Source organism: Corynebacterium sp. S7 (assembly GCF_054401105.1).
This window is the reverse complement of record NZ_CM136760.1, coordinates 46,322-58,737: the sequence shown is the minus strand read 5'-3', so window position 1 is coordinate 58,737 and position 12,416 is coordinate 46,322. Positions and strand designations below refer to the sequence as shown.

The following is a 12,416-nucleotide window of genomic DNA, read 5'->3' as shown; positions in this document are numbered from 1 at the left end:
GTTGTTCACGGGGTAATACTATCAAACGGTCAATTGAATATCAGAGTAATACCAATACCAATGTGGCTCTGGAATAATGGTGCGTATGACCCATTTGGACCGCAACCTCGCTATTGCCGAGACGTGGTCTCCCACTTTCAAAATCATGGGCGATCCCACTCGGCTCAAGTTACTCAGCGCCATCCACTTTGCTGGACAGCACAAGCTGACTGTGAGCGAACTCGCTTCTGCAACTGATCTGCGCGTGGCCACTACCTCGGCCGCGCTGCGCTCGATGGAATCCGCAGGCATTGTCAGTTGCGCGCGCGACGGTCGCTCGATGCGCTATGGCATTTCCGACGATCGCGTCCACCGGTTGCTGCACGAAATCGGCGCAGGCCACAGCTACTAGAGCTACTAGGTTTTGGTAGGTTCGCACTTATGCAGCCTGAAATCGACCCCGAAGTACACCGGAAGAACCAGCAGCTCGTATCCGTGGCCGTGCGCAATGGTCTACTTATCGGCATTGGTCTCGGCGTGGTTGTGGGTTTGCTCATCGGCAGCGTTGCTATGGGCTTAATTTATGGTGCGATCCTGGGGTTGATCGTGGGTGCTGGCATTGGGATTGTGAAACAAACACCACCACCAAAGAAGGCGCCGAAGCCAAAGAACGACCGCAAGCAAGACTAAACCCGACCCCTGGCCTTGTGGGCCAGGATGTCGGGCGGGGCAAAACTATTTAGCTACTGTGTTACTCGATTACTCGGAGCGATCAATCTCTTCTTCGGAAGAAATCTCGTTTGGAGTCTTAATATCGATCTTCTTCTTGGAGCTCTTTGCATCTGGGGTTGGAATGGTGATTGTCAAAACACCATCGTTCAGATCTGCTTCAATCTTGTCGGTGTCAGTCTTCTCCGGCAGTGTCACGCGACGCTGGAAGCTTGCGGAAGATTCACGTACTACGTACTTACGGTCTGAATCCTCGTCCCTCTTCTTGCGGGAAGCAGTGATAGTCAGGGTACGACCATCAATGTCTACATCAACTTCATCGGACTTGAAGTTTGGCAGATGCGTTTCTACTACGATCGCGCCGTCACGCGAGTAAACGTCTGTGGTTGGGCTAGTGCTGTGGCGTAGACCCGAGGTAAAAGAATCTCCAAAAAGGGTCCTCTGGAGAGAGTTAAGTTCTGCGAATGGGTCCCAGCGGGAAATGTCGGCCATGTTGTGTTCTCCTTTAATTTAAAAATTTATTATCTGCGAGCTACTTGAACTTAGGTGATACTTGAGTGTTCTTCGCTCTACCCCTTATAGTACCCCCGATTTGCTCTTAGTCAAATCATATGATCGTTGTTCGCTTAGGGCGAAATTTCGGTAGACTTTAAAAGGTAGTGGGTAAATACCCCACACTGGTTATAACAACCACATAGGTCTTACTTATTCCAAAGGAAGAAAAATGGCACGGACCATCGCTGTCACCGGCTCAGCTTCGGGTATCGGCAAAGCAACCGCAGAGATTCTCGAAGAACGCGGAGACACCGTCATCCGCGTTGACTTGACAGAAGGAGACGTCACTGGAGATCTCGCTAACCCATACGAGGTCTCGCGGGTGGCACATGAAATCGTCGAAAAGGCTGGAGGCACCCTCGACGGGCTTGTCGCCAACGCCGGTGTGACCGCAGGAAATTCTCTCTCACTTCGGATTAACTATTTCGGTACGGTCCAGCTCATCGAGGAACTCGTTCCAGCCCTAGCCAAGTCGGACAACCCACGTGTCTCGGTCACCACGTCAGCGGCCACGCTGCAAGGCAATGATCCTGGATTGGTGGAGTTACTGCTGAACAACGATGTTGAAGGTGCCATTGATCGCGGCGATTACCTGGGCAAGCAGGGCCCCCAGGCCGGTTACGCGAACTACTCCTCGTCGAAACGCGCTATCTCGCGCTGGGTCCGCCGCGTCGCACCGACCGAAAAATATGCAGGTCAGGGCATTGGTATCAATGCAGTAGGACCCGGCCAGGTCCGCACCGGAATGACCAAGGAGCTTTTCGCCTCCGAGGAAGGGCGCAAGCAGGCAGCCGACGCGATGCCAACGCCATACAACGGCATCTCGGATCCCGAGCATATCGGCATCGTGCACGCCTTTTTGCAGGATCCACGGAATGCGCGAATGACCGGCCAGGTATTCTTCGTCGATGGTGGCTACGATGCTCTACGCCGTGGCGACGATATCTTTGAGAGCGTGGAACAGCCCGTGGAATAGGAGTCGATAGTGTCTGAAGCAGGGTCCGAGCGAGGCGAACTGAGCCACCAAGAACCGGTGACAAATCAGTGGCCCCTCGAGCATTCGTTGGGCTATCTGCTTCGGCGCAGCATCAACCGACTCAGTACGGCCTGGGCAAGCGTCGGCCCCGAGCTGACCATGGCGCAGTTCACCATCATGATTGAACTTGACCGCAATCCCGGCCTTGACCAGCACACTCTCAGCGAGAACATCTGGATCGACTCCTCGACAGTTGCTGACGTATGTCGCCGGCTGGTGCAGCAGAACATCCTGGAGCGCAACCGCAGCGATGCCGATAGGCGCCGCTACATCTTGACTTTGACCGCGGAGGGAAAGCAGAAGCTCAGCGAAGCCCTGCCCAAGGTCACGGCGGTCAACGAGCAGTTAGCCACTCACCTCGACGCGAAGCAGCAACGCGAACTAGTCGCGTTGCTGCGTCAATCGGTCGGACTTGAGTAGACCCTACTCAGGGATGCGGTCGAAGGCCTCACTGATTTTCTTCGCCCGCGCCTCAATCGGCCCGCGGGTCTGCGGGTGCGTGAACACGTACTCGGCGCCCTCGCGCAGCCCCGTGATCACCAGAGCCGCGACGTCGCGGGGATTCTTCACCGGAAGCGGTGGCAAGAAATCCTCCATTTTCGACGATTCCGGGCCGTGACTCGGCCGTGAGGTAGCGTTTTCGTTGATTTGCGTATCGACGAGGGCCGGGACCACGTTCAACACTTTTATATTTTTGTCAGCGTATTCCTTCGCAACAACCTCGCCGAGTGCGAGCGATGCCGCCTTCGACGCGCCATAAGCACTGGTTCCCGGCGCGTGCATCAGCGCGGCCACCGACAAGGTGTTGACCACGTGCCCGCCCTCAGCGTTGGATTCGAGGTGAGGCAGGAAGGACTTCAAGCCGTGGACGACTCCCCAGAAGTTGGTATCCATGACCCACTTGAAATCCTCCAGCGTGAGCTCTTTGAACGGTGCGAGCGGACCAACGCCTGCATTGTTGACCAGAATATCCACCCGGCCGTGCTCGGCAATTACCTGGTCAGCCAACGATTGCACGCTTTGCGCATCGGTGACATCGGTTTGGATGCCGTGCGCGCCGATTTCGGTTGCCACAGAATTGAGCGTCTCGGGATTCCTGCCGGTGATCACGACGGTAGCGCCCTCGTCGATAAGCGAGGCTGCAAGCGCCTTACCAATACCCGACGTGCCACCAGTGACCACTGCTACCTTGCCCTGAAATGACTCGATTGCCATTGCTGTCACCCTAGCTTTCAAAGAGCTTGAGGCCGGCGATGATCTCCTCGAGAGGAGTCTGATCGATCAACGGCGCGGTCTGCGCGCGGGACTGCTCCGGCGTAGTGATCGCGGAGGCCGGGACCTCCTCAACCTTGCGGCTGGTGAGGTCCTCGTAGACGTGCTCGCCGTAGAGGCGACCGCCCTGGTAAGGCCACACCATGGCCATGTTCTGGGTGATTTGGTAGGTCTTGGAGGGATCCACGTTGTCCTCGGCAAGCAGGTCATGGGTGCCTGGAACGACCCACGCGAACACGCCCTCGGAGAAGATTCCGTGGTCAGAGACGGCCACGTGCTCCTCGATTGGGCCGAACACGTTGTCGCCGTTGGCCGCGGTGGTGCCGTAGAACTTTGCCACGTCAGCCATGCCGTCAAGCACGAGGGTCTGGCCGTGATCTTGGAGGCGGTACTGGGGAGACTCGATGGTCATCTCCGGGATGAGGATTTCCTCCCAGCGACCGGCGACCTCGAGGAGGCCGTGGCGGCGGTAGTTCTTCAAGATGTGGCGGTGCTGGGGGTTCTCCACGGTAGCCAACTGCTCGTCGACACCTGCGGGAACCATGTGGACTTGAAAGATAGTCATGCTGATTTCTCTCTTACTTGCTTACTTGCGCTTGATGTTGGCGTTGTAACGGAAGACGTTTTCTGGATCGTAGCGCTCTTTGAGCTCGACGAGGCGGTCCCAGGTACCGCCGTACGCTGCCTCGGTGCCACCCTCTTCGTCGCCGCCGAAGTAGTTAATGTAGGCGCCGCCGCTCATGTGTGGCTCGAGCTTGGCGTAGATATCGCGGACCCAGGCGATGTTCTTTTCATCGTCTTCCTTATCGTCCCACAGACCAAGAATATTCACCGGGTGCTTTGCGTGGCGGTGGTTGAAGGCGGTGGCGTCATTGTCAACACGCGCGACCGCTCCTCCGAGGGTGAGGATCTCGATCTGGCAGCGTACGTGAGGGATGTTGCGGGTCGCCTCGATGACATCGTCGATGGCTTCGTCAGGGAATTCCTCCAGGAAGCCGGCCTTGGCGTAGTGGCGCGGGCCGTGCTCGAAGACTTCGTCGAACTGCTGCTGGACCACTACGTAAGGAAGAACTCCGTCGGTGGCGGCGACTGGCTCTGGAATGCGCTTGCGCAAGGCCTCGATATAGGCGCGGCCTTCTTCGTGTTCGCCAGCCCAGATCATCGGGGTGAGCAAAATAGGCTTGCCGCGCAGGTCTTCAGGGATCCATTCGAAGCCTGGCTGGCTTGGGTCGGGGCAGCCGCGGAAGAAAGTCAGCCAAGCGAAGTCTTCTGGAGCCTGGGCCATCTCTTCGCGCCACAGCTTGGCTACCTCGCGTGCGTCATCGAGATCGAAGACCAGCGCTGCCAGGTAGACATCGGGGTGGAAATCATGACACTTGAAGTGGAATTCGGTCACGATACCGAAGTTGCCACTGCCGCCACGCAGCGCCCAGAACAGGTCGGGGTCATTGTTTTCGTCGACGGTCTTGATGGTGCCGTCTGCCAGCACGATCTCGCAGGACAGGAGGCTGTCGATGGACAGGCCGAACTTGCGCATAATGTGGCCGAAACCGCCACCGAGCACGAGCCCGCCCATGCCGGTGTGGGAAATCGCACCAGCGGGAACGACGAGGCTGTGCGGTGCGGTGGCCTTGTCTAGGTCGCCGAGCAGCGCGCCGCCCTGGCCCCAGGCTTCCTTCTTGTCTGGATCGACGGTGACTTCTTGCATGTTAACCAGGTCGATCACGACGCCGTCGTCGCACATAGAGTGGCCCGGAGCGCTGTGCCCGCCGCCCTTTACCGCGAGGGGTTGGTTATTCGCGCGCGCCCACTTCACAGCCTCGGAGACTTCTTGGGTGTTCTTCGGTTGAATAATCAACGCCGGATGGCGATCGATCATGCCGTTCCAGAGGTGACGAGCATCGTCGTATTCTGGCTGTCCTTCGGTGCGGACGGTGATGCCAGCGTTAATGAGTTGGGTGGTGTCTAGGTTGCTTGCGTTGCTTGCGTTATTGGCGGTGTTCGCTTCAGGCATTGCGAGGCCTTTCTGGAGTTTCGGAATTACCACACGATTATTAGTCCGTATACGTACTAATTTGTGATGGGCCTCATAGTAAACAGAATTGTGTGATCTGTCTAGCCCTGGGTGAAAAATGGTCGACCAGAAAGGTGCACTTTGCAAGATATTACTTTTCACTGACCTGCGGTTTTATATTTCGCCAGGCGTTAGGTCCGCCTGAGGTCTGCATGAGGTCCGCGTGAGGTCTAGGTCCGCGTGCCAGGTGAAAATGCAAAACAGGCCACGGAGGATGACTCCGTGGCCTGATTACTTAATCGCGCTTTATGCGCCTACAACTACCAAGGTCTTGCCCTTTGACGCTGCATTCGCAGCAAATGCTTCTTTCGTCTGGGAAAGCGGGAACGTGTTGGTAATGCGCTGAGTAATTCTGCCTGCATTTACCAGGTCCACCAGCTCGTTCACGATGTCAGTGGAAGGCTGGGTCATCTGAGCGGAAACCTCAACGCCTACAGTTGCGGCAGCTTCCTCGTCGTGCTGGGTGCCACCCATAGACACCATGCGACCGCCCTTCTTTAGTGCCTTGTAGAACGGTGCCGGATCGACACCGGCCGAAGCGGTGTCAAAGACTCCATCAACCTCTGGCAACGAGTCAGCCCAAGAAGTCTCTTGGTAAATGTGCACCTCATCAGCACCGAGGCTCTTCACGTAGTCGACATCGTCAGCTCCTGCGCTAGCGATTACGCGTGCACCCTTTGCCTTGGCCACCTGAACAGCGACGCTACCAATTCCGCCACCTGCGCCGAGCACCACTACTGTCGAGCCCTCGCCAATATTCAGGGTACGCAGGCCCTGAATTGCGCTGGCGCCGACGAGGGGCAGTGCCGCTGCTTCATTAATGTTCAGCTCGGTTGGTGCGAGTGCGGTCAAAGCAGCCGGCGCGAGAATCTGATCGGCGAAGGATCCTGCGCCTCCAAGGAGGAGGCCTGCCTGGCCGATAACTTTGTCACCCTCGGAGAGGTGATCAACACCGGCCCCTACCTTCACTACGGTTCCCGAGAAATCGCCACCAACGGTGGCAGGCAACTCGAGAGGCAGCATCTCGGCGAGGTAGCCCGCGATGATCGCGTTATCGATTGGGTTAATGCTGGTGGCTGCAACCTGGACAAGGACTTGACCCTCGCCTGGTTCGCCCAGCTCAGGGGTGTCATTGATAACAAGGTTGTCGGTGGAACCATATTCGGTGAATTGTACTGCAGGCATTGTGTCTTTCCTTTTTCCTAAGTTGTTCTTCCCACTTGTTTTCACTTCAAGCTTGAAGTTAAATATATCCCCCTTGACTTCAAGATGCAAGTATTTTCTGCAAGTTTTAATTCAACCGTGAAGTCAAATAGGTTAGAATAGGGGCTATGGAATCGGAAAAGGAACCCAAAAAAGAGCCCCAGAAAGAGCCCCGCTGGCTCAACGCGGAAGAGCGTGAAGCGTGGAATGCATTAGCCAGCATGATGCTGCTAGTACCCAGCGCATTAGACACGCAGTTAAAACGCGACGCCGACATCACCCATTTCGATTACCGAGTGATGTCTACTTTGTCCGAAAGCCCCCAGCGCCAGCTGCGGATGAGTGAATTAGCCACCCTCGTCGATTCCGCGCTTCCACGCCTGTCCCAGGTAGTAGCCCGGTTGGAAAAACGAGGCTGGATTGATCGCGTCCCCGATCCAGAAGACGGACGCTACACCATCGCAACACTCACAGAAGCGGGCTGGGACAAAGTAGTAGCTACTGCCCCCGGGCACGCCGAAGAGGTGCGTCGCATAGTCATCGATCCTCTAACGAAGACTCAGATACGCACGTTGAGTGAAATTGGGCGACGCATCATCAAAGAAATCAACCCGAGCGAACCGGTGGCTAACTATCTTAATAAGACAGGCGCAGAGTCCTAAGCCAACTTGGAATATAGGTGCTCAGGCCTGCCCGTTGCTCCGTAGCGCAAGCGAACTCGCACCACGCCCTGGCTTGCCATTGCAGCAAGTCGGCGCTGCGCGGTAGCGCGCGAGACTCCAGCAACTTCGGCGACTGCAGCGGCGGAAAGTTCATCAGTTCCCAAGGCCTCGAGAAGCAATTGCTCCGTGGAGGAACTAGATACCGGGGCAGTTGGCGCGACACCATGCAAGATCGAAAGAGCCTGGTCAATCTTTTCCTGGCGCAGGCCACGCTTGCCTTGAAGAACGTGGCGATAACGGGCGTAACGGTCAAGGCGATCAAGCAGCTGTTGGCGCGGGAAGGGCTTGACCAAATAACCCAGGGCACCGGCGCGGAAGGCATGGCGCACGGTGGTGGCCTCGTCGGCAGCACTGAGAACGAAGGCATCGATGCCCGAGCTGTGGACTAGCTCGATTCCATCTCCGTCGGGCAAATAAACGTCGACAAGCATGAGCTCAGGGCGATTCGATCGGATCGCCTCGCGCGCCTCTGCGATCGTGCGCACGGAATCGTTCACGCTGAAGCCCGGAGCGGCCTCGACGATATCGGCGTGGATTCCGGCGACACGAAAATCATCATCGACGATCAACACTGACCAGCTGCGATCTGCCATGTCACTCCTCTACTTCTCGTCCACTTCTCGGTAGTTCACATACTCCCCCGGCTCCACGACTCCTGGCAACCTCGCGCCGAAAACTGCGCCTCGCCCTGAATCGGCGCCACCGGATTCAATTACCCAGACGTCTCCGCCACGTCGCTTGGCTAGGTCGCGAGAAATGGTCAGGCCAATGCCACGGCCGTGTATTTGGTCAGGCGATACTTCAGGACTGTGAGCAAAAGTGCCATGAGCAAATACGTCTACCCCAGATTCGATACCCGGCCCCGAATCGGCCACGATGATGACCAGGTCGCGGGCGTCGTCGAGAAGCGTGACCTCGACTAACCGCGGCTCATCGCCACGCGATGCCGCCGTGATCGCGTTGTCGACGATATTTCCTAGCACCGTGGCCACGTCCTCGACCTCGACGACTGTGCCCAACACGAGGGTGGTCTCGCGGATCTGCAGGGAGACCCCGCGCTCGGCGGCCTCCAGCGACTTCGCGCCGAGGTAGGACTGCAGGAAAGCTTCGGTGATGAAATCGGCACCTACCAGCGGATACTCCACGGGCCCCCGGTCGCGCATGGTGCGGACGAAATCATTGGCTTCCTCGGTACGGCCCGCCTCAAGGAGGCCCGCGGCAACGTGCATGCGGTTTGCGAACTCGTGGCGCTGCACGCGCAGAGCCGAGGTCATCGCGCGGACCGAATCGAGGCGTTCGCTCAGTGCGACCATGTCGGTGCGATCACGGATCACGATGACCGAGCCCAACGACTGACCACCGCGATCGACGGAGCGCGACTCCAAATACAGGACTCGGCCGTGAGAAACGACCCCGTCGCGGGCACCGCCGGCCTCGAGATCTTCTACAACATCTGGGGAAAGCTGCAGATCGGCAAGCGTTTTCCCCACAGCGTTGCGCATTTCAAATATCTGGTTCGCCACACCATTGCTCAACCGAATCACACCGTCGGTGTCCAAGGCAACCACGCCGTCGCCAACCCCATCCAGCACAGCAGCTTGGTTTTGTACCAGTACGACCAGCTCTTCTGGCTGCAGACCCAAGGTCAGTTGCTCCCAGCGCTTGCGCAATAGCAGCGCGGCGGCAAACCCAATGGCCAGGGCCAACAACGCGGCCGCACCAATGTAGATGAGAATGCTGGGCAGTTCCTTGAGTACCCCGGCACGCTCGAAACCAACGGCGACTTGGCCCACCGGCTCCTGGGAATCTGGGGCGAAGATGGGCACCTTGGCTCGCGCGGACTCCCCTAGCGTGCCGCGTTCCCAGACGATGACTTCCCTGCCCTCCATAGCCGCGGTGAAACTTGTGGAAACCTGCTGATCGAGTCGCTCCGGATCGGGGTGGGTGAGGCGAATTCCGGTGTCATCGGTGATCACCACGAAAAGCGCGCCGGTGGATTCGGTGGTCGCGGTGGCGAAGTGCTGGAGCGGCGACTGGGCAAGTTCCTCCTTGGTTGGATGCGCGTTTGTGTGGGAATCTTCGGCCACCGAAGTGCGCACCTCGGGTTCTGCGGCAACTGTGCGTGCGATCATCAGTGCTGTGTTCTCGGCCTCGTCGCGAAGCTGCGAAATACTCAACAGGATGAACACTGCCGTACTTGTGGCAACGACGGCGACCACCGTAAGCAGCTGCAACACTAAGACCCGAGTGGTAAAGCGCATTTGCATCGAACCTCTGAAATATCTCTGATGGGCGAATGGAAAACTCCATTTCAGCACGTATAAATCGCCTGACAAAACCGCGTGAGCTAAACGCGCTAAACGATGAAAATGCACACTTCACGATCTAACGCACTGAACCCTTTGAACGTGACCGGTACCACTTTAGACTGAGCGCTGTCTTCTAGGGCACTGAGATTTATCGCACAACAGATTGCACTAAACCGCTCACGTTCGTTTCAGAGAAGGAGTCCGGATGTTATCCGAATCCGCTTTTATGCTGGCCGCTGAATATGCGCCCAGCCATACCCTGTCCGACGGGATCCTCGTCGTGCTGGGCTTCGTCATGGTATTGACCTTTATGGCGTTAATCATGCTGGGGCGCGCCACCCCAATGGTCGCATTGATCCTCGTCCCAACGGTATTCGGACTCATCGCGGGCGCCGGCCTCGGTATCGGTGACATGGTCATCGATGCCATCAAATCGATGGCACCTACTGCTGCCCTCTTAATGTTCGCGATCATGTTCTTCGGCATAATGATCGACGTCGGACTCTTCGATCCGCTGATTCGCCTGATCACCCGCACGCTCGGCAACGATCCCGCAAAGGTGGTCATTGCCACCGCAATTCTTGCCGGTGTTGTCTCCCTCGACGGTGACGGGTCCACCACATTTATCATCACCACCTCGGCCATGCTGCCGATCTACCTACGCCTTGGCATGAGCCCAGTCGTACTCACCGTGGTCGCCGGCCTGATTAACGGCACCATGAACATCGTCCCGTGGGGCGGACCAACAGTGCGCGCGGCCGCAGCTCTTGGCGTCGAACCTTCGGAAATCTTCGTTCCGATGCTGCCTTCGCTGGCCGTTGGCATTGCTGTTGTCTTCATCTTCGCCTGGTTCCTCGGCCTCTCCGAGCGCAAGCGCCTCGGCGGCGCGATCGACGATTCCCGCATCGGCGGCACCGGTGGCACGGGTTCGCCGCGGCCTTCGGGCACGGATACAGGCACGACACCGTCCGGCGGTGGCGGAGTGCTTATCGACGAGCGCGAAACCAAGGTTGAACAGCACGTTTCCGTGGGCACCATTCACGAAGACGAAAACGCCCACGACGGGCTGACCGACAGCATGCTCGACCCACACCGAGCAACCCTGCGCCCCAAGCTGACCTGGTTCAACCTGATTCTGACCATCGTTGTGATGGTGCTCTTGATCGCCGACATCTTCCCGCTGGCCTTCGTATTCATGGTGGGCACCGCCGTTGCATTGGCAGTGAACTTCCCGAAGGTCAAGGATCAGGCCTCGGAAATGTTGGCTCACTCCTCGTCCATCGTGGGCGTGGTGTCCATGGTGCTGGCGGCAGGCGTGCTGGTTGGTGTCTTCTCCGGCACCGGCATGGTTGACGCAATGGCCGCCTGGATCACCACGGTAATTCCGGATTCCTTGGGCGCCTACCTTGCCCCTATTACCGGTCTGCTTTCCATCCCCATGACCTTCTTTATGTCCAACGATGCCTTCTACTTCGGCATCCTCCCCGTGCTAGCAGAAAGCGCCTCCCACTTCGGCATCGAGCCGGTAGAAATGGCCCGCGCTTCCATCATTGGTCAGCCGGTGCACCTGCAGTCCCCGCTGGTCCCAGCGATTTTGCTGCTGGTTTCCCTGGCCAAGGTCAGCCTGGGTGATCACCACAAGAAGGTTCTGTGGCGCGCAACCATCGTGTCCTTGGTCATGCTTGCCGTGGGCATCTTCGTCGGCGTGATTCCGCTGGCTGCTTAAAACCGCACCTATTATGGCACCGATTAGGGCACCGTCTCTCTCGACGGTGCCTTTTCCATTGTTGCCGTACGATTGGGGCAAACTCGCGATCTATCCAAGGTGAGTTTTGCAGAAACTGTCAATTTGAAGTGAGGCATCATGCCTAAAACGACACCAAATCCGCGCCGCGTGGGCCGAAGCGCCGCACAATATTGGTCGCTGATCCACACCGAGCGCTCCCGCGTGGCCGGGATGGCCGAGGATCTCTCGGACGAACAACTGCGCGCGCAGTCTCTCTGCCAGGACTGGACTACCGAAGAAGTCGTAGCCCACCTCTCTGCTGCAGCAAACACGGGAACCATCAGGTGGATGACCAGCATGGTCCGTTCGAGATTCGACCCAGCCAAGCACAACAATCGCCAGCTCGCGCGCTACCTCGGTGACACACCTGCAGAAACCGTGCACACCTTTCGTCGTTTAGTGCCCAATACCATTGCCCCCACGAAGGACTACGGGGCCTGGCTCGGCGAGGTCGTCGTGCACGGCCAGGACATTGCCCAGCCACTGGGCGTCAATCTGGTGCCGAACAAGGTTGCATTGCGCGAGGTCGCACGCTATTTCACGGTCAAGGATTTCGCCGTGAACAGCTATAGCCTGGTCAAAGACTTAAGCATTAAAGCGCTTGACGACGATTTCCGCGCCGGCACCGGGCCCACCGTGCAGGGCGAACTTCTGCCACTGGTGATGACAATGGCGGGTCGCCCGCAGTATCTCGACCAGCTTGAGGGCGATGGTGTGGTTCTGTTGGAGCGCCGGATCGGGGCCTAAGCGG

The 12,416-nt window shown here is 57.8% G+C and carries 14 protein-coding genes; 7 read left to right on the top strand and 7 right to left on the bottom strand.

What is annotated here, in order from left to right:
- Positions 1-85: 85 nt before the first annotated feature.
- Entirely contained in the window at positions 86-391 is a 306-nt protein-coding gene (locus ACXZ66_RS00315) for an ArsR/SmtB family transcription factor (protein WP_458749662.1), read from the top strand.
- Positions 392-420: 29 nt separating this feature from the next.
- Positions 421-669 (top strand): hypothetical protein, encoded by a 249-nt coding sequence (locus tag ACXZ66_RS00310; protein WP_458749661.1) that lies wholly within the window; start codon positions 421-423, stop codon positions 667-669.
- Between the two features lie 69 nt (positions 670-738).
- Here the strand turns inward: ACXZ66_RS00310 and ACXZ66_RS00305 are convergent, their stop codons facing one another.
- On the bottom strand, positions 739-1,200 hold the full coding sequence (locus ACXZ66_RS00305) for an Hsp20/alpha crystallin family protein (protein WP_458749660.1): 462 nt from the start codon (positions 1,198-1,200) through the stop codon (positions 739-741).
- A gap of 232 nt (positions 1,201-1,432) precedes the next feature.
- Here ACXZ66_RS00305 and ACXZ66_RS00300 point away from each other — a divergent pair, with 232 nt between their 5' ends.
- On the top strand, positions 1,433-2,239 hold the full coding sequence (locus tag ACXZ66_RS00300) for an SDR family oxidoreductase (protein ID WP_458749658.1): 807 nt from the start codon (positions 1,433-1,435) through the stop codon (positions 2,237-2,239).
- A gap of 9 nt (positions 2,240-2,248) precedes the next feature.
- On the top strand, positions 2,249-2,719 hold the full coding sequence (locus ACXZ66_RS00295; RefSeq protein ID WP_458749657.1) for a MarR family winged helix-turn-helix transcriptional regulator: 471 nt from the start codon (positions 2,249-2,251) through the stop codon (positions 2,717-2,719).
- A 3-nt stretch (positions 2,720-2,722) separates the two neighbouring features.
- Here ACXZ66_RS00295 and ACXZ66_RS00290 read toward each other — a convergent pair whose 3' ends face one another.
- The 4 genes from ACXZ66_RS00290 to ACXZ66_RS00275 form a co-directional block, all read right to left on the bottom strand.
- Positions 2,723-3,514 carry an SDR family oxidoreductase gene (locus tag ACXZ66_RS00290; protein ID WP_458749656.1) on the bottom strand — a complete coding sequence of 264 codons (792 nt, stop codon included), beginning with the start codon at positions 3,512-3,514 and terminating at the stop codon, positions 2,723-2,725.
- 10 nt (positions 3,515-3,524) lie between these two features.
- Positions 3,525-4,136, bottom strand: a complete 612-nt coding sequence (locus ACXZ66_RS00285) for a hypothetical protein (protein ID WP_458749654.1) — start codon at positions 4,134-4,136, stop codon at positions 3,525-3,527.
- A 21-nt stretch (positions 4,137-4,157) separates the two neighbouring features.
- Positions 4,158-5,585 (bottom strand): FAD-binding oxidoreductase, encoded by a 1,428-nt coding sequence (locus ACXZ66_RS00280; RefSeq protein WP_458749653.1) that lies wholly within the window; start codon positions 5,583-5,585, stop codon positions 4,158-4,160.
- Positions 5,586-5,891: 306 nt separating this feature from the next.
- Positions 5,892-6,830, bottom strand: coding sequence for an NADP-dependent oxidoreductase (locus ACXZ66_RS00275; RefSeq protein WP_458749652.1), 939 nt, complete (start codon positions 6,828-6,830; stop codon positions 5,892-5,894).
- A gap of 146 nt (positions 6,831-6,976) precedes the next feature.
- On the opposite strand from ACXZ66_RS00275, the gene ACXZ66_RS00270 reads away from it, so the two are divergent.
- Entirely contained in the window at positions 6,977-7,510 is a 534-nt protein-coding gene (locus ACXZ66_RS00270) for a MarR family winged helix-turn-helix transcriptional regulator (RefSeq protein ID WP_458749651.1), read from the top strand.
- Here ACXZ66_RS00270 and ACXZ66_RS00265 read toward each other — a convergent pair.
- Both ACXZ66_RS00265 and ACXZ66_RS00260 read right to left on the bottom strand, forming a co-directional pair.
- Positions 7,507-8,163, bottom strand: a complete 657-nt coding sequence (locus tag ACXZ66_RS00265; protein ID WP_458749650.1) for a response regulator — start codon at positions 8,161-8,163, stop codon at positions 7,507-7,509. The two genes, ACXZ66_RS00270 and ACXZ66_RS00265, sit on opposite strands and share 4 nt — an antisense overlap.
- Positions 8,164-8,172: 9 nt before the next feature.
- Positions 8,173-9,831: a sensor histidine kinase gene (locus ACXZ66_RS00260; RefSeq protein ID WP_458749649.1), complete on the bottom strand. Its 1,659-nt coding sequence runs from the start codon at positions 9,829-9,831 to the stop codon at positions 8,173-8,175.
- A gap of 253 nt (positions 9,832-10,084) precedes the next feature.
- Here ACXZ66_RS00260 and ACXZ66_RS00255 point away from each other — a divergent pair, with 253 nt between their 5' ends.
- Together ACXZ66_RS00255 and ACXZ66_RS00250 are read left to right on the top strand one after the other, a co-directional pair.
- Positions 10,085-11,605: a CitMHS family transporter gene (locus ACXZ66_RS00255; protein ID WP_458749647.1), complete on the top strand. Its 1,521-nt coding sequence runs from the start codon at positions 10,085-10,087 to the stop codon at positions 11,603-11,605.
- A gap of 138 nt (positions 11,606-11,743) precedes the next feature.
- Positions 11,744-12,412 carry a maleylpyruvate isomerase family mycothiol-dependent enzyme gene (locus ACXZ66_RS00250; protein WP_458749645.1) on the top strand — a complete coding sequence of 223 codons (669 nt, stop codon included), beginning with the start codon at positions 11,744-11,746 and terminating at the stop codon, positions 12,410-12,412.
- The last annotated feature ends 4 nt before the right edge of the window (positions 12,413-12,416 follow it).